This is a genomic window from Gammaproteobacteria bacterium (assembly GCA_019911805.1).
GTDB lineage: Bacteria > Pseudomonadota > Gammaproteobacteria > Thiohalobacterales > Thiohalobacteraceae > JAHJQQ01.
The window spans coordinates 1-21305 of record JAIOJV010000027.1 but is presented as its reverse complement, the minus strand read 5'-3'; the positions used below and the strand labels follow the sequence as shown (position 1 = coordinate 21305).

Here is a 21305-nt window from a genome sequence, read left to right as displayed (position 1 = left end):
CCCTAGCACCTCACTTAGGAATCTTGATAGCCAGGAAGGTCGGGCCGCCGGTGCGCTGCACCAGGACCGGGACCGTGGCGCCGGCGGGGGCTTCCTTGACCAGCGACCGGAAATGCTCGCCGTCCTTCACCCGCACGCCGTTGAACATCACGATCACATCGCCCTTGCGGATACCGGCCTTGGCGGCGGCACCGTCGCTCACCTCACCGACCAGGACCCCGCCTTCCGGCATGTCCAGCTGGTCGCGCAGGTCCTTCGGCAGCGGTGCGACACCGATACCGAGGCGGCTGTCGCTGGTGATCTGCGGGCCGGCGGCCGACTCCGCTGCCGCCGCGAACTGGTCCTGATCCTCCAACTCGCCGAGCGTGACATCGAGGTTGCGCGTCTTGCCATCACGCAGCACCTTGACCGGTACGTCCTTGCCCACCGGCGTGCTGCCAACGATGGGCGGCAGGTTGGATGAGTTCACCACCTCGCGGCCGTTGAACTCGAGGATGATGTCACCGATCTCGATGCCGGCCTTGGCCGCCGGACTGTCGGGCAATACCTTGGAGACCAGGGCACCCATGGGCTTCTTCATACCGAAAGACTCCGCCAGCTCGCGGGTGACGTCCTGGATGAGCACACCCAGCCAGCCACGTGATACGCGTCCCTTGGTCTTGAGCTGATCGGCGACGTTCATCGCGACGTCGATAGGGATGGCGAACGACAACCCCATGTAACCGCCGGTGCGGCTGAATATCTGCGAATTCACGCCCACCACCTCGCCGTCCATGTTGAACAGCGGGCCACCGGAATTACCGGGGTTGATGGCGACGTCGGTCTGGATGAACGGGACGTAGTTCTCGCGCGGCAGCGCGCGGCCCTTGGCACTGACGATGCCGGCGGTGGCGCTGTGCTCGAAACCGAACGGCGAGCCGATGGCCAGCACCCATTCGCCGACTTTCAGATCCGCGGACCTGCCGAGTTTCGCAACCGGGAGGTTGTCCGCGTCGATCTTCAACAAGGCGATATCGCTGCGCCCGTCGGTACCGACCACGGTGGCCACGAGCTCGCGGTGGTCGCTCAGCCGCACGACGATCTCCTCGGCGTCCTTGACGACGTGATTGTTGGTCAGGATGTAGCCATCCGCGGAGATGATCACACCGGAACCCAGGGAGCGCGCGTCGCGCTCGATCGGCTCGCCCTGTCCCTCACCGAAGAAGTGTTTGAACAGATCGTTGAACGGGCTGTCCTCCGGCAGATCCGGCATCTGCATGCCGGGCGGCAGACCGACACCCTGTTTGATCTTCTGCGTGGTGCTGATGTTCACCACCACCGGGCTGCTGCTCTCCACCAGATCGGTGAAATCCGGCAGCGAAGAACGCGCCTGCGTCTGCGTGGCCAGGGCCAATCCCAGCAACAGCGCGACCCACACACCGCCGAATCGACGGAAGTATTCGTGTCTCATAATCTCTCCCACGGTGACATTACCGTTGCTTGTGGCCGATATTCCCAGTCAAACCGAACACCCTTCCGGGCCACGGAATCACACGGGAGGCACTGAAGTACAGGATATCCCTGAATCGGTCGTGGACCACCTTCCGGGTGATGGCGGCGCCGGGGCGAAGCCCGTAATCGCGCCCATGTCTTTCTGCGTGCTGCCGTGGCAGTCACGGTTTTCGGAATGAACCCCGCAGCCGCCATCAGCCCGCCAGCCGCCGCAGCACCACCGGCTGATACCGGCGGTCGTTGTGGATGCGCCGCGTAAAGCCCCTCACCCACAGCAGGCCGGCGATCAGACCGGCCACACCGGCGGCCAGGGTCAGCGCCTCGCCCGGCAGCTGCAGGCGCGCCTGCAGCTGCGCACCCAGTATCCCGCCCGCCAGCAGGCCCAACAACGGTAGCGCATAGACCGCCAGCGATCCGCGCACCAGCGCCTGCTCGTCGATACCGATCAGAACCCGGTCGCCGACCCGGGCGGCATCCCGGTTCAACGCCCGCACCCGGGTACGGCGTTGGCCCAGGACTTTGGCCAGGGTCGCGGTGCCGCAACCCTGCCGGGCGGCGCAACTGCCGCAGGCCGATTGGCGCTGCGTCTCGACCCAGACGAACTCACCTTCGGCAGCGACCACGTGGGCGGTTTCCTCGATCATAGATCAACCATATCAGGATCTCAGGGATGACGTCGCATCGACGCGCCGATGCGCTCCACCGTGGTGCGCGGCACTTCGCCGACCACGGTAATCCGGTCGTCGCCGCTGCGGCTGCCATAGGCATTGACCGCACCCACGCTGGAATGGCCCGACAGGGGTTCCCTCCCCGATGTCTCCGGTTCGACGTACACCGAGACCGTCGCCAGGCCGTCGGTGAAGACCAGATGCTCGACCTCGGCGACATCCGAAGGCATGGGATGACGACTGTGCTGGGCCAGCATGAACCCGGGGGGTAACCAGCCGGCGGACCAGTCGCTGCCAGCCGACGGTTCACTGCTGGCACCCGCTGCGCCGTCGTTGCGGTGGCCGACCCAGGTGTAGTCCTCGCCGCGCAGTATGGGTTCCAGATCAGCGTCGTCGAGATGATCGACGATCTCCACATCGGTGAACATCATCTGCTCCACGGGCTGGCCATCCGTATCGATCAGATCGGAGCGGAGCAACAGCTTGCTGCCGCGCTCCAGCCACAGGCGGTAACCATAACGGTAGGTGTCACGCGCCCGGATCTCGACCGTGCGGCTCGGCAGGCCCGCTACCCGGTCCTCACCCAACGCCAGGAACTCGTAGTTGTCGTCCAGGGTGCCAAGGTCACGTGGCAGCCTCCCCGGAAAGGGCTTCCGCGGTACGCTGCGGTCGACCATCACGGACTTGCTCTTCGGCAGGATGCAGGTGACGTATTGCGAATCACGCAGGACCTCGCGCGCTTCACCCGTCAGGGCCACCAACCGTTCCCGCTCGCCATCGACGGTGGCCTGATGGAAGATGCGCATGGCGCCCAGCTGGCCATTGTGGAGGTATACGAAGGTACCACGGTAATTGAGGCTCTGGGCAGCCGCGGACATGTCATGCAGCCAGTCGCGCGCCTCGTCCGCGAGCGCCAGGCCGGCCGCCAGCAGTGCCGCGACGAGCACTGCGACACGGCAGGTAACGAGTCTATTTCTGCTCATGACCAACGATGCGGACATAGGGCAGCATGCCCGGCATACCCGTGCTCGCGGCATATTCGTTGTGGTTGACCAGATATTCGTTCAGGCGGTTGCCGGACTGTGGCGGTGCACCCTGCTGGACCTGCGCATAGGCCTGCGCCGGGGCACCCTGCTGGACCCGTACATAGGCCTGCGGCGGTGGCAGCGTCTGGGGCGCAACGGCCAGCTGCGCGCTATCGGACGCGCCGCCCTGCGGTGCCTCCAGTTGCTGCACCGCGAGCACCGCCACCACTGCGACCGAGGCCGCAACGGCCAGGCCAACGAATGACTTCGCCAGCCGCCCGACATTCGCACCGCCCCGATGCGCCGGCAGGGCTTCCACATCCGCCATGACCCGGTCGGCAAGCCCAAGGTCCACATACGGCGGCAGGCCTTGGCGCAGCCCGTCGCCGATCAACTGATACCGCCCCCACTGCGCCCGCAGCGCCGGGTCGCGCCGCAGACGCTGCAGCAGCAACTGCTGTTCGACGGCCGGCAATTCACCATCGAAGAAGGCCGAAATCTGCTCTTTGATATGCTCGCTCATATTCTGTACCTCGGACGCAAGCGGTTAGGACAGCAACGGCTTCAGCCGTATCTCTATGGCCTCGCGGGCCCGGAAGATGCGTGACCGCACCGTTCCAATCGGGCAATCCATCGCAGTGGCGATCTCCTCGTAGCTGAGTCCTTCAAACTCACGCAGGGTAATGGCCGTACGTAACTCCTCCGGCAGATCCTCGATGGCGGCGGTGATGGTCTGCCCAATCTCATCACGCAGCACCATGTGTTCCGGCGTTGCGTATTCCTTGAGACCCGTGTCCCCTGCAAATTGTTCCGCATCCTGTGCATCGATGTCGTCGCTCGGCGGCCGCCGGCTCTGCGCCACCAGATAATTCTTGGCGGTATTGATCGCGATCCGGTACAGCCAGGTATAGAACGCGCTGTCGCCACGGAATGACGGCAATGCGCGATAGGCCTTGATAAAGGCCTCCTGAGTGACGTCCAGGGCCTCGACAGGGTCGCGCAGATAGCGCGTCACCAGCTGCACGATCTTGTGCTGGTATTTCCGGACCAGGAGATCGAAGGCGGCCTTATCGCCCTGCTGGACGCGCTCCACCAGCTGTTGGTCCGAACTGTGTTCAGTCATTCACTCCCCCAACCGGCACACCGTTCCCCGCGCGCCCGGCAGCCGAGGAGCCTGTCGGACTTGGGACTGAATCTACTGCGCCGGCGGGATAGCCGTCCATTTCCCCGATCCTGCTCGTCAAATAGCTACGGCTATTCTCCTCGAAGAATCGAAAAAATGACCTCACTCGCCCGCCCGGTTCGCTACGATCGCCCAAGTCCGACAGGCTCCTAGACAGGCGCCGTGCCGAAGAGTTCGCCTGCGCCGAGGCTTTAGGGTAACTTATGGAATTCCAAGGGCCCGGTAACGCAATTCGGCCGCCCCACACGCCCGCCCCCAGGCCTCGGCGCGGCAGCGCTGGGCGCAACCTTAACGGCATTGCCCATATCCCCACAAGCATGAGCGAAAGAATTCTGAGTGAGGTACTGGTGATCGGCAGCGGCGCCGCGGGGCTGCGGCTGGCACTGGAACTCGCCAGCCACTGCCGCGTCGCGGTGCTCGCCAAGGGGCCCATCACCGAGGGCAGCAGCTATTACGCCCAGGGCGGCGTCTCGGCGGTGCTCGATCCGGAGGACAGCCTCGATTCCCACGTCCAGGACACCTTGGCGGCCGGCGCCGGCCTCTGTCACGAGGACGTGGTGCGATTCACGGTCGAGCGTGGCCCGGCGGCGGTGCGCTGGCTCGTCGAGCACAGCGTGCCCTTCACCCGGGAGCACGAGCATTTCCACCTGACGCGCGAGGGCGGCCACAGCCACCGCCGCGTCATCCATGCCGCCGATGCCACCGGCCACGCCATCGAGACCTCGCTGGTGGCGGCCGCCCGGGCCCACCCCAACATCAGCCTGTACGAACGCCACATCGCCATCGACCTGATCACCACCGCGAAGCTCCGCCGCCCCGGCCCCAACCGCTGCGTCGGTGCCTACGTGCTCGATCGCGGCCGCGACCGCGTGGACCTGTTCACTGCGCGCCTGGTGGTGCTGGCCACCGGCGGCGCCAGCAAGGTATACCTCTATACCAGCAATCCGGACACCGTCAGCGGTGACGGCATCGCCATGGCCTGGCGCGCCGGCTGCCGCATCGTCAACATGGAGTTCAACCAGTTCCATCCAACCTGCCTGTACCACCCGCACGCCAAGTCCTTTCTCATCACGGAGGCGGTACGCGGGGAAGGTGGCGTGCTGAAGCTGCCCGATGGTGAGCGCTTCATGCACCGGTTCGATCCACGCGCCGAGCTCGCCCCGCGCGACATCGTCGCGCGGGCCATCGATCATGAGATGAAGCGTCTCGGTGCCGAATGCGTCTATCTGGATATCAGCCACCAACCGGCCGAGTTCATCAAGGAACACTTCCCGACGGTGTACGCGCGCTGCCTGGAATTCGGCTACGACATGACGCAGCAACCGATCCCGGTGGTACCCGCCGCGCACTACACCTGTGGCGGCGTGGCGACCGATCTGCGTGGCCGCACCGACATCGAGGGCCTGTACGCCATCGGCGAGACCGCCCACACCGGTCTGCACGGCGCCAACCGCATGGCCAGCAACTCGCTGCTGGAATGCCTGGTGTTCGCGCAGGCGGCGGGGCAGGATATCGTGGCGCGGCTCGCCACGGTCGCGCCACCGCCCGACCTGCCGGCCTGGGACGAATCACGCGTCACGGACTCCGACGAGGAAGTCGTGGTCAGCCACAACTGGGACGAGCTGCGCCGCTTCATGTGGGATTATGTCGGTATCGTGCGCAGCAACAAACGTCTGGAGCGCGCGCTACGCCGTGCCCTGCTGCTGCAGCACGAGATCCACGAGTATTACAGCAATTTCCGCGTCACCAACGATCTGATCGAGCTGCGCAACCTGGTGCAGGTCGCCGAACTCATCATCCGCTCCGCGCAGTCGCGCAAGGAAAGCCGCGGCCTGCACTACACCCTCGACTACCCCGAGCCCGACACCCGCCACCCGCCCCGTGACACCGTCCTTACCCCACCGCTGCCCGAGGCACCCCGCGGCACGGCGTGGGCGGCGAACTCTCCGCACGGAAACCCATAGCCACGGAAGCACACGGAACGTAAAACCCGCTCATCCCCACCTTCCGTGTCGTTCCGTGTGCTTCCGTGGCGAATGAAGTCCTTGATCCTGGACGGCTCATTCCAGCGTCGCGATCACGGTAGGTGGCGGTACAGGCGTACCCTGCGGCCGGTCGCCTTCGCGCATCGGACGTAGTTCGTGAATAGCGTGGGTTTCGTAGCCAGCCTTTATTTGGGGCGTGGCCATCGACTGTCCGCCTCACTCCACCGTGAAGTCCGCGTAGCCGGCCGGGGTGATGGGCTGGCATTCCACAGCAGTCACCGCCGCGCCGGGCGGGCCCTCCCACAACCAGTCGCACAGCGCATCGACGGCGGCCGGCGTGCCTTCGGCATGCACCTCGACATCTCCTCCGGGGAGATTGCGGGCGTAGCCGCATACCTCGTAGTCGCGCGCCCGGCTGCGGGCGGTGGCGCGGAAGAATACACCCTGCACCCGGCCGCTGACCCGGCACCGGCGGGCGCTGATCATGGCAGGATCAGCGTCCCCGTCTGACCGGTGCGCAGGCTGACGTCGTCGGGCACGGCGAATTCCGCCTCCACGGCATAGTGGGCCGGCCGCTCGGCGCCGAGTGGCTCGCGGTCGAGGTTCGCGATGCGTGCCTCGAAGCGCCGCTCGCCGACCTGCACCGCCACCGCAGCGTCCGGCACCAGGGTGGCCAGCTGCGCGGCATCCAGGGTGGCGCGCAGGCGCAAGCGCCCGCGCTCGGCCACCCGCATCAAGGGCATCGCCTGCACCTGGTTGATCACCGCCTGGCCGGGCGCCACGTACACGGCGAGCACCCAGGCATCGAAGGGTGCGGTCAGGCGGGTGTACTCCAGTTCGACCGCGGCCGCGACCGCGGCGGTACGCGCCGCCTGGTACTGTGCATCGGCCGCGGCGAATCCGATCTCCGCGAGCTGCAGTTCACGCTCGGACAACACGGTACGGTCATAGAGTTCCTTGGCGCGGTCCCATTCACGCTGCGCCTCGGCGCGCCGCAATTCGGCGGCGTGCTGGGCCGCACGCGTGTCGGCCAGCGTCGCCCGGACCGTGCGCGCATCGAGTTCCAGGACGACCTGTCCCGCCGCGACCGCCGCCCCAGGCAGCACCGCGATCTTCTCCACCCGCCCACTGGCCGGCAGACTGAGCTCGACCGTCCGTGCCCACACCAGTTCACCGGCGATCTCGGCCGCCGCCGATCCACTCAGCAGGCCGGACAGCACCAGCGCACGTATCCAGTTCTTCATCACTCGCTCGTCCCCTCAGGCTTACCATCCAACGCCGCCACCGTCTGCCCACGCAACAGATCCAGCCGCGCCCAGTTCAACAGCAACTGATAATCGAGCTGCGCCTCGCGCAGGCGCGCTTCGGTGGAAAACACCATGGCATCGCCCAGATCGGCCTCGGCCTCCATTTCATACAAGGCCCGGCTACGGTCCAGGGACAGTTCGCGGAACTCCATGCGGGTGCGCGCCTCGTCGCGGTTGGCGCGCAAGACGTTGATCTCCTCCCACAGCGCCTGTACATCCTGGCGCAAATTCAGTTCCGCGGCGGCGATGTCGGCCTCGGTGCGCCGCAGCAGGGCGCGCGCCCGGGCACGCTCGGCGCCGGAGCGCCCGCCCGTGTACAGCGGCACCTCCAACTGCAGCCCGATCGACCAGGGATCGGTGGAGCCGGTCTCGCGGACGTACTCGCTGACCTCGGCCGCGCCGAGCAGGATCGGGCGGTCGGAGGCACGCGCCGCCTGCAGGCGCTCACGACCGGACTCCGCCTCGGCGCGCAGCGCCTGGATGCGCGGATTGGCCTGCAACACCTCGGTGATCAGCTCGTCCAGCGGCGGGGGTTCGAGCACGATACGACTGAGGTCGGGTTCCACCAGGGTATTGGACAGCTGACCGGGGCGGTACAGCACTTCCGCCAGCCGCACCCGGGCCGTGCGCTGACCGGCCTGGGCACGATAGCGCAGCGAGCGCGTCTCCTCGTAGCGGGTCTCACTGGCGAGCAGGTCGACGTCCGACACCTGGTGCAGCTCATGCCGGTCGCGGATGCGGTCCAGCCGCACGAAGGCGATGGCCATGGCCTCGTCCTGCACGCGGAACGCGAGATCGGCGAGCAGCACATCAAAATAGCGCCCCAGGATATCCAGGCGGCGCTGCTGTCGGGTATCCGCGTATTGCAACTGACGGCTGTCGAGCAGCGCGTCGGCGGCCGCCACCGAAGCACGCGTATAGCCAAAATCATACAGCCGCTTGCGCACCCGCAGGTGTGCCTGGGAATCGTTTTGTGACTGATCAAAGGCATATTCGGACGGCTCGATCCACTTGGCCTCGGCGTTGATGCTGGCCGTCAGCCCGGTGATGGACGCCGCCAGATCGCGTTCCGCCCGGGCGAGGTCGCGGTCGGCGGCGGCGGCAAGCAGATCGGGGTGGGGGTCGTCGGCCAACGACAGGGCGTACTCCAGCGTCAACGGCTCGGGCAGCGCCGGCAGCTCGGCCGGCAGGCGCAGCGGCAGGCAGATGGCCAACGACAGTGCCAGCCACGCACTGCGAACGCGGCGATGGGCACTCCGGGGGCGCGGGTGAGGTTGCGGTCGCGGCAACGGGAAGACGCCCATGCGGTCAGCGCGACGACTGGCGTCGTTCGCGCTTGTAGCGGGTGAACGGCATGTCCTTGTAGACGCCATCCACGACGTACTGACCCAGCCACATGAATTCCTCGACATCGGCGGTGGCACCGGTATAGCGCGCCACCGGCTTGCCATCGAGGTCGAAGAACATGAGTACCGGTGTGGCGCGCACGCGATAGTCGCGGAAGGCGAAGTCCTTCTGCTTAAGGCGGTTGCCCTCAAAATCCGTAATCAGAACATCACCATCGATGTCGACGGGATAGATCAAGAAGTGTTCCTTGAAGTAGGCCTGCACTTCGGGCTGGTTGAACACCATCTCCTTCATACGGTGACAGAAGGGGCACTCATCCATCTCGAAGAACAGCATGATGCCCTGTTTGCCCTCATCGCGCGCGGTCTGCAATTCTTCGTCGAAATCACCGAGGGTCTGGTCGAAGAAGTACTGATAGGGATCGCGCGGCGCATCGGCCCAGGCGGATACACTCACCAACAGCGCCACGGCCAGGAGCGTTATCCGCGTCATAGCCGGACTTCCGGCCGCACCGGCTCATGCGGGTCCTGCTGGTTGGCCACGCGGCCACGGCGCTCCTTCTCGATAAACTTTTCGAGGGCCTCGGCGCTGATCGTACCCACCTGGCGCGCCACCGGCACGCCCTCGGGCGAAATGATGTAGGTCGTTGGCAGGCCGGCCACGGCCAGCCGTTCGGTCGGAGGCGCCATATCGCCGTTGCGCAATACCGGGTAGGAGATGAAATGCTCGTCCACGAAGGCGCGCAGCTGAGCGGGTGGGATGTCCTCGAAGTTGATACCGATGACGACGGCATCCTTGTCCTGATGGCGGTCATGGAAGGCAATCAGATCGGGGATCTCCTCCAGACAGGGTGGGCACCACGTCGCCCAGTAGTTCACCACGACCCACTTGCCGCGGAATTCGGACAGCGTCCGCGCCTTCCCCTCGATGTCGGGGAGGCTGAAATCGACCGGGTCGGCCTGGACGGCGCCGCCGAGCAGCAATGCTGCAAGAAACCAGTTTCTGAACGTCACTGCTCACCTCTCCTCACCGCTTCGTGCGGTCGCGTTACCCTGCCATTGGCCTCGCCGGCATGCAAGGGGCCGAGGCGCCCGGCCCCGCGCCGGCGATACACCTCGTCACATGAGGTAAAGACTCGGGTACACTCGGATTTGTTCCCGCGGCGGGATACCGTGCAGGCCCCACCAGCGGTACCGGTTCCGCGGCCAGAGAACATGCTTCATGCTAAAAATCAAGGCCGTCCGGCCGCCATAGGATGCGTGGCGGCGGTGGCTCCCACAGAACGGCCAAAGGCCTCGGATGTGCTCATCGATCTACCCGAACAACGCGCCCTACCGGGCATCGACACCCGGCCACGGCCACTGTACGCCTGGCTGCATGCGCTGCCCTATGTCGATGCCGAGAATGCTGCCCGACAGGTCAACGGACGGCTGCGCGACATCAATCACCAGATTCTTCCCGCCGGCCAACGCCTGCAACTGCTGGCCGCCTTCCGCCACAGCTACGAGCGCCTGCACGACGCCCTGCTCACCCTGGCGCGGCAAGAGGACCCCTTACGGCAGTCCGGTGCGCTGACCCTGCTGTCGGAACTGACCGAGCTGATGTCGTTCGGCTACAAGTACGCCCTGCGCGACAGCCTGAACGAAGGTCAGCGTTGGGGCAGGACACGCCAGCTGACCCAGGCCGCCAACTACACCCAGCACTTCCTCACGCTACTGCTCATCTGCCGCTACCAAGCCTACCAGCCGGCCCCGGAGAGCGGCTGGCGGGAGCTCGGCAACCTGGTGCGCTACGCCGAGACGCATCAGCTCGGCGCCACCCGCGACAGTACCTTTACCGGCGGCCGGGGAGAACTCTCGGTGCTCGCCGGCTACCGCGCGCTGGCCATGCTGCGTCTCGCCGACCCCTACCGCCTGCCGGGCCACCTCATCTGGGAGGCCTATGGCTATGTAATGGCCAGGCAGGACCGTATCGTGCTGTCGAACGTCGCCCCGGAAGACCTGGCAGTCGGGGTATTCGGTTTGTCGCTCGACCACGAACCACAGGGCTCGCGTCCACTGCCGGCCGGCGGGGTGGAACGCAATGCCTGGCGGTGCCTGGACGGCCGCGAACTGCTCACCCATGCGCAACTGGATCTCGACCGTATCGTGGCCGGCACCCGTCCGGCGCGCGTCGGCCTGTCCAGCCACCTGACCCGTGCCGACGCCGTACAACTGCTCGGCCGCATGCTCGGTCAGTGGACGCACTCGCCGCAGCGCAAGTCGCCGCGCTTCGCCAGTAGCGGCCCGGTCGATGTCGCATCCGGGCTGGAGGCGGCCTATTGCTTCCTCAACCGCGGCACCCCCTTCGATCCCGCGGACCATGTGCCGTCCGAAGACGAGGACGATATCGATTTCGGCCTGCCGACCCACCGCCAGGTGCCCGTGCGGCGTGACTTCCCGCTGCTGTCCTGTCCGACACGCAATCGCGGCAACGGCGGCCTGGCACTGCTGGGACGCACGGCCGACGGGCTGGGCCTGCGCGTCGGACAACTGCTGCTCATCCGCTCTCCGAGCGGCGCATCCGGGGCTGTATCCGACTGGCTGGTGGGGGTGGTGCGCTGGCTGATCAGCCGCGGTGACGAGTGCGAGGCCGGCGTGCAGTACATCGCACGCGAGTGTTCGCCCGCGGTGGTCAAGCCGACCGCGGGCGCGCAACGCCATTGTCAGCCGGCGTTGCGCACCCGCCTCACGCTGCCCAATGGCAACGGCCTCGACATCCTCGTCGGGCCGCGCGGCCTGTACCGCGACAAGGCGATCCTGGAGCTACAGCAGCACGGGCAGGCGCGCCAGATCCGCTGCACCCATCTGCTGGAGTCGGGTAGCGGCTTCGAACGCTTCAGCTACGAAATTCTGGGCTGAGACGCCGCCCATCGCTGCGCTCGGCCGCGACGGGCCTTCAGCCTCCCGCCAGCCGATTGAGGACGTCGTAGGCCTTCTTACCTTCGTCATTCGCCAGGGCCCGTGCAGCCGATTGCACCGCGGCCTGCTGGTCGGCGCTCAGGTTGGGTTGACTCTGCAACTGCGTCAGCAGCGGCTTGGCTTTCTCCATATAGTACTGATTCACCGCCAGTACGGCCTGATCCTGGGCGGCCTTCGCCAGCGCGATGGCCTTGGCATCGTCGCCCGCGGCGGCGGCGTCTTCGGCGCCCTTCAGCATCGCCTCTGTGTCACGCCAGATCCAGTGGTGGGCGTTGGCGTCCTTGACCGCGGCGCGTGCATCGTTCAGCGCCTGGGTCACGGCCGGACTGGGGCCGCTGGGTGTGGCAACCTGCTGAGGCTGGCTGGCACAGCCCACGACCAAGCCGAGCACCACGGTCATGAGCGATAAGTACTTCGCGGAAAGCGTGACTTTCATACCTTATATCTCCAGTTATCGGTGGTTTGATTTATTAGGAATGAGGCGGTAACGCCATGGCCACGGCCTCTCCGGGCTGATGACTGGACCCTACCACCGGCATCGATGGAACGCCAATCCACGTCATAGAATTGGCATACCCACGAATGATCGGGGACGGCCACGACGGCGCACCCCAACCCCGCACGACCACCGGTAGACGCGCGGCCGCGGGCGAACATTCCCCCGTGCGCACCGAGCATCAGGGCTGCGCCGGGATCGCTGCGGCCGTGGCCGCCTCGCGGGCCCGGATGGCGGCCTCCTTGGAGGCCCGTGCGCTACGGCGGGCGGCGGCATAATCGGCCACGGTCAGTTCGGCCTGCGCCTGATCGAGCAAAGCCTGGGCCAGGCCCAGGATCCGCGGCGCACGCTCCGCCGCCCCCACGGTCTCCGCGGCCTGGATCGCCTGGCGCGCATCACTCATCTCCTGCGCGGGTACCAGGGCGCAGCCGGCCAGCAGCGCAGTCAGTAGCAGCAGGAGACGTCTGGTATACGGCATAGGATCACTTCGTCCGGCCTGCGGACTGTTCATTGTTGGATGGCAGGAAACTAGCACCGCCGTCGCGAAAGCGTCAAGCGAAGCGCGCGTGGACCGCGGTACCGGTGTTCTGGGACAATGCCTGTCGCCCGTGGACCGAGGGGAGAACATTCACCATGTCAGACGATGTCACCATTTACCACAACCCGCGCTGCAGCAAATCCCGCCAGACCCTGCAGCTTCTGGAGGCGCACGGTGTGCAGCCCACCGTCGTCGACTATCTGCAGGCACCGCCCAGCGAGGCCGAGTTACGGCGCATCCTCGATCTGCTGGGTGTCGAGCCGCGCGCCATCATACGCACCGACGAGGCGGAATACCGCGAGGCCGGTCTGGACGATCCGAACCTGTCGCGCGCTGACCTGATCCGCGCATTGCACGCCCACCCCCGGCTGATTCAGCGGCCGATCGTCGTCCGCGGCGACCGGGCCGCGCTGGGTCGACCGCCCGAGCGGGTGCTGGAGATTCTTCGGTGAGCGACGTACTGGTGCTGTACTACAGTCGCTACGGCGCGACCGCCGAGATGGCCCGGCAGATCGCACGCGGCATCGAGGAGGTCCCCGGCACGGCCGCGCGGCTGCGCACCGTGCCGCCGGTATCCACCGTCTGCGAGGCGGTCGCAGACGACATCCCCGCGAGCGGCCCACCCTATGCGACACTCGACGATCTGCGCGACTGCACCGGGCTGGCGCTGGGCAGCCCGACGCGCTTCGGCAATATGGCCGCGCCGCTGAAATACTTCCTCGATGCCACCAGCGCGCTGTGGCTCGAGGGTGCACTCATCGGCAAGCCCGCGGCACTGTTCACCTCCACCTCCAGCCTGCACGGCGGCCAGGAGACCACGCTGACCTCGATGCTGCTGCCGCTGCTGCATCACGGCATGCTGATCCTCGGCCTGCCCTACAGTGCGCCCGAACTGATGAACACCCGCAGCGGCGGCACACCCTATGGCGCCAGCCATTTCGCCGGCGCCGACAGCAAGTTGCCGCTCAGCGAGGACGAGAAGACGCTGTGCCGCGTCCTCGGCCGGCGCCTGGCGGACACCGCCCGCAGACTGCAGCAGGATTGAAGCGACGATGACGGCGCGTACCTGGCGGACGCTGACGCTGACCGGCTATTTCGGCATCTTCGCGCTGATCGTCGCCTGGTACGGCTGGCTGTCGCCACCGACCGGCCTGCCTGTGTACATCGCCCTGCTGGCGCTGGGTACGCCGCTGCTGCTGCCCCTGCGTGGCCTGCTGCACGGACGGCCGTACACCTACGCCTGGAGCCTGTTTCTGGCCCTGGGCTACCTCACCCATGCCCTGATCGAGCTCTACAGCACCGCCACCGACCGGCCCTACGCGCTGCTGGAACTCGCCCTCGCGCTGCTGTGGTTCGGCGCCGGGATCATGTATGTGCGAGCGATGCAGCGGACGGGCTGACAGAGGTCCATTGGTCAGCGCAACGGGCAGAACCATGCCACTGCATGGCTGTCGTATTGGCCTGTGGATAGCGTCGACCCGCTTACCCCTCAGCTTACTTTGCTCAGGGCCTGGCTCACATCCGCAATAATATCGTCGATGTTCTCAATACCCACTGAAATACGCACGAGGTCACGGCTCACGCCGGCCTTCGCCAGCTCGGCATCATCGAGTTGGCGGTGGGTGGTGGAGGCGGGATGGCAAGCCAGTGATTTGGTATCGCCAATATTGACCAGGCGTAAAATCATATCCAAGGCGTCGATGAACTGACCGCCGGCCTCCGCCGCGCCTTTGATGCCAAAGCTCAAAATCCCCGAGGCCCTGCCGCCCATGGTTTTTTGGCAGAGCGCGTGATACGGGCTGCCTGGCAGCGCCGCATAGTTTACCCAGGCAACCTTTTCGTGGTTTGACAGATACTGCGCGAGCTTTTCTGCGTTTTCACAATGCCGCTCGATACGCAGCCCCAGCGTTTCGAGCCCCTGCAGGATCTGAAAGGCATTGAACGGCGAAATGGCGGCGCCCATATTGCGCAGTGGCACGACCCGGCAACGGCTGATATAGGCCGCGGGACCGAACTCCTGGGTATACACCACGCCATGATAGGAAGGATCAGGTGTGCTCATGATGGGAAAACGATCTTTGTTCGCCACCCAGTCAAACTTTCCGGAGTCGACGATGGCGCCGCCGATCGTGGTACCGTGCCCCCCGATATATTTGGTCAGCGAATGCACCACGATATCGGCCCCCAACTCAAACGGCCGGCATAGAAACGGGGTGGCAACGGTATTGTCCACAATCAATGGAACCCCGTGCCGGTGAGCAATTTCCGCCAGGCGCCGGATATCCACGATGTTGCCGGCGGGGTTCCCGATGGATTCACAAAATACCGCCTTGGTGCGCTCGTCGATGGCGTTCTCGAAGCCATCGTAGTCATCGAAGGACAGCATGCGCGCCTGGACACCCTGCCGCGGCAAGGTATGCGCAAAGAAGTTGTAGGTGCCACCATAGAGCTGGCTCGTGCTCACGATGTTATCGCCCGTCTCACAGAGGCATTGCAGCGCGTAGGCAATCGCCGCCATACCGGAGGCCACCGCCAAGGCACCCACCCCACCCTCCATTGCCGCCAGACGTTGCTCCAGCACATCCGTGGTTGGATTCATCATGCGCGTATAGATGTTGCCCGGCACCTTCAGGTCGAACAGATCGGCACCGTACTGAGTATTATCGAACGTATACGAGGTGGTCTGATAGATCGGCACTGCCGCGGCACGCGTGGTGGCCTCGGATTTATAGCCATGATGTAACGCGATGGACTCAAGTTTCATAGGGATGCCTGCCTGATTTCGAAGTATCCAGATGTGCGGGATGCCAGCTGTCATGATGGCGGGCGCATGATAGCAGCGCGGGCATGCACTTCAACCGCAACGCCTACACGCCATCACCCCGACATGCGTGCGCCACACCGACAACCCGACACAGAACAGGGGTTCGGCGCCTCACATTGGATTTTCCCCATGTCGTTTCGACGTTCCCATGGTCATCGAAGGGTTTACTCCTCACTCCTCACTCCTCACTCCTCACTCCTCACGCCCCAGCACCTCCCGCACGAACGGGATACTCAGGCGGCGTTGGGCGGTGAGCGCCGCGCGGTCGAGACGGTCCAACAGGGCCAGCAGGGCCGGCAGATCGCGCGGACAGCGATGCAGCAGGAAGCGGCCGACGTCGTCGGACAGGACCAGGCCGCGGTCACGGGCGCGCTGGGTGAGGATCCGCAGGCGGGTCGTATCGTCCGGCAGCTGCAGCGCATACAGCGTCCCCCAGGCCAGTCGCGAACGCAGATCGGGCAGGCGCAGGCCCGCCTGTTCGGGGCGCGCGCGCGCCGCGGCCAGCAGCCGCCCGCCGGCCTCGCGCAGCCGATTGTAGAGATGGAACAGCGTCTCCTCCCAGGCGGCATCGCCGGCGACGGCGTCCACGTCATCGAGCACCACCAGGGCGTAGTCCTCCAGCCCCTCCAGCAACGCCGGCGACAACACCGCCCGCTCCGCCAGCGGCACATAGGCGGCCTGCGACCCCTGTACCTGCACCGCATGGCAGGCCGCCTGCAGCAGATGGGTCTTGCCACTGCCTGCCGGGCCGGTGAGAAACAAGGTGGTGGCGCCGGGCCCGGTCACGCACTGCCGCACCGCCGCGAGGGCCTCGGCGTTGAGACCGGGGACGAAGTTGTCGAGCCGTGCCGTGTCCGGCAGGCGCAGGCCGAGGGGCAACTGTACGGGCATCAGGGGAAGCGCCCGGAGCCGCGCCACGTGTTCCAGGCCCGCCAGCCCCAGGTCCAGATGTAGTCGATACCGCTCAGCAGCGTCGTCGCGATCACGGTGTAGATCAAGACATCGAGCCAGCCGGCCGGCAGGGCGCGTGCGCCATAATGGGTCAGCACCGCGACGACCAGCAGCAGTTGGCTCAGGGTGTTGACCTTGCTGATGACCGACGGGGATGCCTCCAGCGGCTCGATCAGGACGTGGTAGGCAATGGCGCCGCTCAGGATCACCAGATCGCGGCCGAGCACCAGCGCCGTCAGCCAGACCGGCACCAGGCCCTGCCAGGCGAGTGCCAGATAGCAGGTCACCAGCAGCAGCTTGTCGGCAAGGGGGTCGAGCAGACCGCCGAGCCGGCTGGTCCAGTCGAAACGCTTGGCGAGGAAGCCATCCAGCGCGTCCGAGACACCCGCAACCACGAACAGCGCCAGCGCCCAACCATAACGTCCGGTCAGCAGACAGGCGATGATCGGCGCCACCAGCAGCAGCCGCACGACCGTGATCAGATTGGGTATATCACGGGCCCGCATCCCGGTACCGTCAGGGCCGCAGGCGGTAGTGGATCGTCTGCCCCGGGGTCGTGGCAGCGGCGTCGGTGCGTTCGGGCAGTCGCTCCAGCAGGCCACCGATGCGGATGACATACTCCAGCATCGCGACACCGCCTTCGACGTCCAGCCGATAGTCCAGGCGGCCGTCGCGTACACCCGTCAACTGTGCCGCCGCCACGGGGGCGAGGCCGTTCAGGTAGTCACTGACCCGGGCATAGTCCGCCAGTGTCGTCACCCCCGCCACGGCCAGATCGACCTGCCCGTGGCGGCGGTCGCCGCGCGCGGCTGCCAACCCCCCCGCCAGCCGCTCCGCAGCCTGACCCAGACCCGCATCGAGTACCGTCTGCAGATCCGCGCCACCGGTCTGCCAGTTCGCCTCGTCGCCGGCGGCGACACGCTGCGTCCAGCGGCTGGTCCAGGCGGCTGCGCCCAGGCGCTGCACCCGCGCCACCAACACCACCGGCGCCTGATAACGCGCCGATGCGGCGTACACCCGCTCCAGAAAACCACCCCGGACATCGCTGTAGCGCACCTGCGCCTGGTCCTCGAGATCCAGCAGCGGCACGATCAGGGTCAGGCCGCGCCGCCGCGCCGCGGCCTGCAGGGTATCCTCCACGGATTCACCGGCACCCCCACCGAGCAGATAGCGGCGGTCGCCGTCGTCCAGAGCCAGCCAGATCAGGACCGGCGGCCGCTCGGCACCCCACAGGGGCAGCCCCGCGCGGCGCGCCGCCGCCTCCAGCGCGGCACTGTCGAACACCACCCGCAACAGCAGCCCCCGGGCATCTCCCCCGGCATCCATCCGGGTGTCGGTCTCGTAGCTGTACTGCTGCATGTAGCGCCCCGGATCGGCGAGCAGCGCGGCGCTGGCCTCGACCTGTGCCGGCCCGCGTTCCCCCGTCAGCCGCGTCAGCACCTGCGCCAGCGCCTCGCGCTGGGCCGCCTCGCGCGCCGCGACACTGCGGTCCGCCACCGGGACCCGCGCCTCGAACAGCGCATCGGCGGCCAGCGCCGGCACGGCGGCCAACACCAGCAACCCAACCAGGAGCAGGCGCGCTCGCAAGGCCTTGAGTATCATCCGTACCATGGCTACTCCCAGTGCGATTCGGCACTGATTCGGGCAACATGCCCCCCAAAGGTCGAGCCCGGGTCGAACCGGGCGGTGCGCGCCGTCCGGTACCGGCGACAACCAAACAAATCCGCAACGGTGGCGACATCCGCGGTAAAATAGCACAGAACGTCGGCCAATCGCCCGACACGACGATCCGCCCAAACAGCCGCACGGAGTCCCGAGTGAACCACAAGCCGCCCGTACCGTCCCGCGCCTCATTGAGTTACCGTGACGCCGGCGTCGACATCGATGCTGGCAACGCCCTGATCGAACGCATCAAGCCGGCGGTCGCCCGCACCCGGCGCCCCGGCGTGCTCGGGGGGTTGGGCGGCTTCGGTGCGTTGTTCGAGGTGCCGGTCGACCGCTACCGGCAGCCGGTGCTGGTCTCCGGCACGGATGGCGTGGGCACCAAGCTCAAGCTGGCCATCGAGCTCGACCGCCACGACACCATCGGCATCGACCTGGTCGCGATGTGTGTGAACGATATCCTGGTGAGCGGCGCGGAACCCCTGTTCTTCCTGGACTACTACGCCACCGGCAAGCTGGACGTGGACGTCGGCGCCAGCGTCATCACCGGCATCGCCGCCGGCTGCGAGCAGGCCGGCTGCGCCCTGATCGGCGGTGAGACCGCCGAGATGCCGGGCCTGTACGGCGCGGGCGACTACGATCTGGCCGGCTTCTGCGTCGGCATCGTGGAAAAGGACCAGATCATCGACGGCCGCGCGGTGAAGGTCGGCGATGCCCTCATCGGTATCGGTTCCAGCGGCCCGCATTCCAACGGCTATTCGCTGGTACGCAAGATCGTCGCGATGAGCGGTGCGGACCTGACTATGGCCTTCGACGGCGCGACCCTCGGTGAGCGTCTGCTGGCGCCGACGCGTATCTACGTCAAGCCGGTCCGCGCACTGCTGGAGACCATCGATGTCCATGCGCTCGCCCACATCACCGGCGGCGGCCTGCTGGAGAACATCCCGCGGGTATTGCCGGAGCATACCCGTGCCGTGGTCTCGGCATCATCCTGGCAGCGCCCGGCGGTGTTCGATTGGTTGCAGGCACAGGGCAACGTCACCGACGCCGAGATGCACCGGACGTTCAACTGCGGCATCGGCATGGTGCTGGTGGTCGACGCCGACCAGGCCGACGCAGTGCTGCGGCAACTGGCGGCCGCCGGCGAGTCGGCCTGGCGTATCGGCAGCATCGAAGCAAGCGACGGCGCGCCGCGGGTGGACATGGTCGAATGAGAACAGGGACGCGGGAACGGGGGCTGGGGCCCGGGAAAGCCAACCCGGTCCCCCTGGCCCGAAGGGCACTCACGTAAGCCGATGTCATGGAATAATGGCCCCGGAATCCACAGAACAACACGGAAGGAATTCACTGGTGTCAGCACCTGCGGCGCCGTCTCCGAACCTTATACTATGAGCTCTTTTCCGTGTTATTCCGTGGATCCCCTGGCCAGGAATGGCGTACGCAAATCATCATCCCTAGTACCTAGAACCTAGTACCTAGCACCTCTCAATGACACCCAGACTCCCCATCGTCATCCTGATCTCCGGGCGCGGCAGCAACATGCAGGCGATCCTGGACCAGGTCGCGCATGGCACGCTGCCGGTCGACATCCGTGCGGTGATCAGCAATCGGCCGGAGGCGTCGGGCCTCGAGACCGCCCGGGTGGCCGGCATCGACACCGCCGTCGTCGACCATCGCGAATACGCCAGCCGCGACGCATACGACCGTGCGCTGCAGGCCGCCATCGACCGGTATGCACCGGACCTGGTGGTGCTGGCCGGTTTCATGCGCATCCTCACGCCGGACTTCGTCCGCCACTTCCAGGGCCGGCTGCTCAACATCCATCCATCGCTGCTACCGGCCTTGCGCGGCCTGCACACCCACCGGCGCGCGCTCGAGGCGGGCCTCGCCGAGCACGGCGCCAGCGTGCACTTCGTCACCGAGGAGCTGGACGGCGGGCCGGTCATCGCGCAGATCCCCGTGCCGGTACAGGCCGGGGACACGGAGGCTGACCTCGCCCTGCGGGTCCTGCAACAGGAACACCGTCTCTATCCGGCGGTGATCGACTGGTTCGCCAGTGGTCGCCTGCGGTACCGTGACGGTGCCGCCTGGCTGGACGGGCGGCCGCTGCTGGAGCCGCAGCGCCTGGACACGGTCACGGCGGAGGTCTGACGAATGACACCGATCACACGCATGCTCGCCGCAGTACTGCTGGGTCTTGTGAGCCTGGTGGCACAGACGGCCGTACCCGAGGATTTCGTGGCGGTCTACGAACTCAGTCTGAACCGCTTCGTCATCGGCGAGGCGCAGGTCGCGCTCAACGCCCAGTCGGACGGGCGCTACGAATATCACTCCCACACCCGTCCCACCGGACTGGCAAAGCTGTTCCGTTCGGACCAGGTGCAGGAATCCAGCCTGTTCACGCTGCACAAGGGTCGCATCCGGCCGCTGGAATACCGCTTCGACCACACCGGCAGCAAGAAGGGCCGGCATGCCTATCTCAAGTTCGATTGGCAGGCAAGAGAGGTCTCCAACACCGTCGAGGGCCATACCTGGGAGATGGAAATCCCGGAAGGTGCCCTGGACAAGCTGGTGGTGCAGGTCGCCGCGATGATGGATCTGACGGCCGGTAAACGCCAGACCACCTACTTCATCGCCGATGGCGGCAAGCTCAAGGAATACCACTTCACGGTGGTCGGCGAGGAGACCATCCAGGTCCCGGCCGGCGAATTCCAGACCATCAAGATCCAGCGGGTACGTAAGAACTTCAAACGCACCACCTACCTCTGGTGCGCACCCTCACTCGGCTACCTGCCCGTGCGCATCGAGCAGATCGAGCACGAGGACGGCGTGACCTACCTGAGCGAACTGAAGCAGACGACGTTGGGG

The 21305-nt window shown here is 66.2% G+C and carries 24 protein-coding genes; 8 read left to right on the top strand and 16 right to left on the bottom strand.

Annotated elements, in window-relative coordinates:
* Positions 1-10: 10 nt before the first annotated feature.
* The 5 genes from K8I04_01960 to rpoE all read right to left on the bottom strand — a co-directional run bounded on the left by K8I04_01960 (position 11) and on the right by rpoE (position 4307).
* On the bottom strand, positions 11-1450 hold the full coding sequence (locus tag K8I04_01960) for a DegQ family serine endoprotease (protein MBZ0070483.1): 1440 nt from the start codon (positions 1448-1450) through the stop codon (positions 11-13).
* 235 nt (positions 1451-1685) lie between these two features.
* Entirely contained in the window at positions 1686-2135 is a 450-nt protein-coding gene (locus K8I04_01955; protein ID MBZ0070482.1) for a SoxR reducing system RseC family protein, read from the bottom strand.
* Between the two features lie 20 nt (positions 2136-2155).
* A complete protein-coding gene (locus K8I04_01950) occupies positions 2156-3142 on the bottom strand; it encodes a MucB/RseB C-terminal domain-containing protein (GenBank protein MBZ0070481.1) in 987 nt (328 codons plus the stop codon).
* Positions 3129-3707, bottom strand: coding sequence for a sigma-E factor negative regulatory protein (locus tag K8I04_01945; GenBank protein ID MBZ0070480.1), 579 nt, complete (start codon positions 3705-3707; stop codon positions 3129-3131). The genes K8I04_01950 and K8I04_01945 overlap by 14 nt, the downstream gene beginning before the upstream one ends.
* 24 nt (positions 3708-3731) lie before the next feature.
* A complete protein-coding gene (gene rpoE, locus K8I04_01940) occupies positions 3732-4307 on the bottom strand; it encodes an RNA polymerase sigma factor RpoE (GenBank protein MBZ0070479.1) in 576 nt (191 codons plus the stop codon).
* Positions 4308-4684: 377 nt separating this feature from the next.
* Here rpoE and nadB point away from each other — a divergent pair, with 377 nt between their 5' ends.
* Positions 4685-6331 carry an L-aspartate oxidase gene (nadB, locus tag K8I04_01935; GenBank protein MBZ0070478.1) on the top strand — a complete coding sequence of 549 codons (1647 nt, stop codon included), beginning with the start codon at positions 4685-4687 and terminating at the stop codon, positions 6329-6331.
* A gap of 237 nt (positions 6332-6568) precedes the next feature.
* Here nadB and K8I04_01930 read toward each other — a convergent pair whose 3' ends face one another.
* The 5 genes from K8I04_01930 to K8I04_01910 all read right to left on the bottom strand — a co-directional run bounded on the left by K8I04_01930 (position 6569) and on the right by K8I04_01910 (position 10019).
* The gene (locus K8I04_01930; GenBank protein ID MBZ0070477.1) at positions 6569-6838 is read right to left on the bottom strand and encodes an acylphosphatase; all 270 of its coding nucleotides are present in this window, start codon (positions 6836-6838) and stop codon (positions 6569-6571) included.
* Complete coding sequence (locus K8I04_01925; GenBank protein ID MBZ0070476.1) at positions 6835-7596, bottom strand: efflux RND transporter periplasmic adaptor subunit; 762 nt, start codon at positions 7594-7596, stop codon at positions 6835-6837. The genes K8I04_01930 and K8I04_01925 overlap by 4 nt, the downstream gene beginning before the upstream one ends.
* Positions 7596-8873: a TolC family protein gene (locus K8I04_01920; GenBank protein MBZ0070475.1), complete on the bottom strand. Its 1278-nt coding sequence runs from the start codon at positions 8871-8873 to the stop codon at positions 7596-7598. Before K8I04_01920 ends, K8I04_01925 begins: the two co-directional genes overlap by 1 nt.
* Before the next feature lie 94 nt (positions 8874-8967).
* Complete coding sequence (locus tag K8I04_01915; GenBank protein MBZ0070474.1) at positions 8968-9498, bottom strand: thioredoxin family protein; 531 nt, start codon at positions 9496-9498, stop codon at positions 8968-8970.
* On the bottom strand, positions 9495-10019 hold the full coding sequence (locus tag K8I04_01910) for a TlpA family protein disulfide reductase (protein MBZ0070473.1): 525 nt from the start codon (positions 10017-10019) through the stop codon (positions 9495-9497). Before K8I04_01910 ends, K8I04_01915 begins: the two co-directional genes overlap by 4 nt.
* 255 nt (positions 10020-10274) lie before the next feature.
* Between K8I04_01910 and K8I04_01905 the strand changes: the two genes are divergently transcribed.
* Complete coding sequence (locus K8I04_01905) at positions 10275-11906, top strand: hypothetical protein (GenBank protein ID MBZ0070472.1); 1632 nt, start codon at positions 10275-10277, stop codon at positions 11904-11906.
* Between the two features lie 37 nt (positions 11907-11943).
* Here the strand turns inward: K8I04_01905 and K8I04_01900 are convergent, their stop codons facing one another.
* Together K8I04_01900 and K8I04_01895 are read right to left on the bottom strand one after the other, a co-directional pair.
* Entirely contained in the window at positions 11944-12402 is a 459-nt protein-coding gene (locus tag K8I04_01900) for a hypothetical protein (GenBank protein MBZ0070471.1), read from the bottom strand.
* 241 nt (positions 12403-12643) lie between these two features.
* The gene (locus K8I04_01895) at positions 12644-12883 is read right to left on the bottom strand and encodes a DUF4398 domain-containing protein (protein MBZ0070470.1); all 240 of its coding nucleotides are present in this window, start codon (positions 12881-12883) and stop codon (positions 12644-12646) included.
* Positions 12884-13095: 212 nt separating this feature from the next.
* On the opposite strand from K8I04_01895, the gene arsC reads away from it, so the two are divergent.
* Genes arsC through K8I04_01880 form a run of 3 tightly spaced genes read left to right on the top strand, consistent with a single transcriptional unit; the run spans position 13096 to position 14400 of the window.
* Positions 13096-13452, top strand: coding sequence for an arsenate reductase (glutaredoxin) (arsC, locus tag K8I04_01890; protein MBZ0070469.1), 357 nt, complete (start codon positions 13096-13098; stop codon positions 13450-13452).
* Complete coding sequence (wrbA, locus tag K8I04_01885; GenBank protein ID MBZ0070468.1) at positions 13449-14045, top strand: NAD(P)H:quinone oxidoreductase; 597 nt, start codon at positions 13449-13451, stop codon at positions 14043-14045. Before arsC ends, wrbA begins: the two co-directional genes overlap by 4 nt.
* Positions 14046-14052: 7 nt before the next feature.
* A complete protein-coding gene (locus tag K8I04_01880; GenBank protein MBZ0070467.1) occupies positions 14053-14400 on the top strand; it encodes a DUF2069 domain-containing protein in 348 nt (115 codons plus the stop codon).
* 89 nt (positions 14401-14489) lie between these two features.
* Here K8I04_01880 and K8I04_01875 read toward each other — a convergent pair whose 3' ends face one another.
* From K8I04_01875 to K8I04_01860, 4 genes are all read right to left on the bottom strand, one after another.
* Complete coding sequence (locus tag K8I04_01875; protein MBZ0070466.1) at positions 14490-15764, bottom strand: aminotransferase class I/II-fold pyridoxal phosphate-dependent enzyme; 1275 nt, start codon at positions 15762-15764, stop codon at positions 14490-14492.
* Positions 15765-16016: 252 nt separating this feature from the next.
* Complete coding sequence (hda, locus tag K8I04_01870) at positions 16017-16718, bottom strand: DnaA regulatory inactivator Hda (protein ID MBZ0070465.1); 702 nt, start codon at positions 16716-16718, stop codon at positions 16017-16019.
* Positions 16715-17281, bottom strand: a complete 567-nt coding sequence (locus K8I04_01865) for a CDP-alcohol phosphatidyltransferase family protein (protein MBZ0070464.1) — start codon at positions 17279-17281, stop codon at positions 16715-16717. The genes hda and K8I04_01865 overlap by 4 nt, the downstream gene beginning before the upstream one ends.
* A 10-nt stretch (positions 17282-17291) precedes the next feature.
* Positions 17292-18386, bottom strand: a complete 1095-nt coding sequence (locus K8I04_01860; protein ID MBZ0070463.1) for a DUF2066 domain-containing protein — start codon at positions 18384-18386, stop codon at positions 17292-17294.
* A 38-nt stretch (positions 18387-18424) separates the two neighbouring features.
* On the opposite strand from K8I04_01860, the gene purM reads away from it, so the two are divergent.
* The 3 genes from purM to K8I04_01845 form a co-directional block, all read left to right on the top strand.
* Positions 18425-19651, top strand: a complete 1227-nt coding sequence (gene purM, locus K8I04_01855) for a phosphoribosylformylglycinamidine cyclo-ligase (GenBank protein MBZ0070462.1) — start codon at positions 18425-18427, stop codon at positions 19649-19651.
* Positions 19652-19925: 274 nt separating this feature from the next.
* Positions 19926-20588, top strand: a complete 663-nt coding sequence (gene purN / locus K8I04_01850; protein MBZ0070461.1) for a phosphoribosylglycinamide formyltransferase — start codon at positions 19926-19928, stop codon at positions 20586-20588.
* Positions 20589-20591: 3 nt separating this feature from the next.
* Positions 20592-21305: DUF3108 domain-containing protein (locus K8I04_01845; GenBank protein ID MBZ0070460.1), on the top strand; the 714-nt coding region annotated here is incomplete at its 3' end.

Bases quoted from the DNA above. Each gene is read 5' to 3' on its own strand.
- K8I04_01960 (MBZ0070483.1), bottom strand. From the start codon at position 1,450: ATGAGACACGAATACTTCCGTCGATTCGGCGGTGTGTGGGTCGCGCTG.
- K8I04_01955 (MBZ0070482.1), bottom strand. From the start codon at position 2,135: ATGATCGAGGAAACCGCCCACGTGGTCGCTGCCGAAGGTGAGTTCGTC.
- K8I04_01950 (MBZ0070481.1), bottom strand. From the start codon at position 3,142: ATGAGCAGAAATAGACTCGTTACCTGCCGTGTCGCAGTGCTCGTCGCG.
- K8I04_01945 (MBZ0070480.1), bottom strand. From the start codon at position 3,707: ATGAGCGAGCATATCAAAGAGCAGATTTCGGCCTTCTTCGATGGTGAA.
- rpoE (MBZ0070479.1), bottom strand. From the start codon at position 4,307: ATGACTGAACACAGTTCGGACCAACAGCTGGTGGAGCGCGTCCAGCAG.
- nadB (MBZ0070478.1), top strand. From the start codon at position 4,685: ATGAGCGAAAGAATTCTGAGTGAGGTACTGGTGATCGGCAGCGGCGCC.
- K8I04_01930 (MBZ0070477.1), bottom strand. From the start codon at position 6,838: ATGATCAGCGCCCGCCGGTGCCGGGTCAGCGGCCGGGTGCAGGGTGTA.
- K8I04_01925 (MBZ0070476.1), bottom strand. From the start codon at position 7,596: ATGAAGAACTGGATACGTGCGCTGGTGCTGTCCGGCCTGCTGAGTGGA.
- K8I04_01915 (MBZ0070474.1), bottom strand. From the start codon at position 9,498: ATGACGCGGATAACGCTCCTGGCCGTGGCGCTGTTGGTGAGTGTATCC.
- K8I04_01900 (MBZ0070471.1), bottom strand. From the start codon at position 12,402: ATGAAAGTCACGCTTTCCGCGAAGTACTTATCGCTCATGACCGTGGTG.
- arsC (MBZ0070469.1), top strand. From the start codon at position 13,096: ATGTCAGACGATGTCACCATTTACCACAACCCGCGCTGCAGCAAATCC.
- K8I04_01880 (MBZ0070467.1), top strand. From the start codon at position 14,053: ATGACGGCGCGTACCTGGCGGACGCTGACGCTGACCGGCTATTTCGGC.
- K8I04_01875 (MBZ0070466.1), bottom strand. From the start codon at position 15,764: ATGAAACTTGAGTCCATCGCGTTACATCATGGCTATAAATCCGAGGCC.
- K8I04_01865 (MBZ0070464.1), bottom strand. From the start codon at position 17,281: ATGCGGGCCCGTGATATACCCAATCTGATCACGGTCGTGCGGCTGCTG.
- K8I04_01860 (MBZ0070463.1), bottom strand. From the start codon at position 18,386: ATGGTACGGATGATACTCAAGGCCTTGCGAGCGCGCCTGCTCCTGGTT.
- purM (MBZ0070462.1), top strand. From the start codon at position 18,425: ATGCCCCCCAAAGGTCGAGCCCGGGTCGAACCGGGCGGTGCGCGCCGT.
- purN (MBZ0070461.1), top strand. From the start codon at position 19,926: ATGACACCCAGACTCCCCATCGTCATCCTGATCTCCGGGCGCGGCAGC.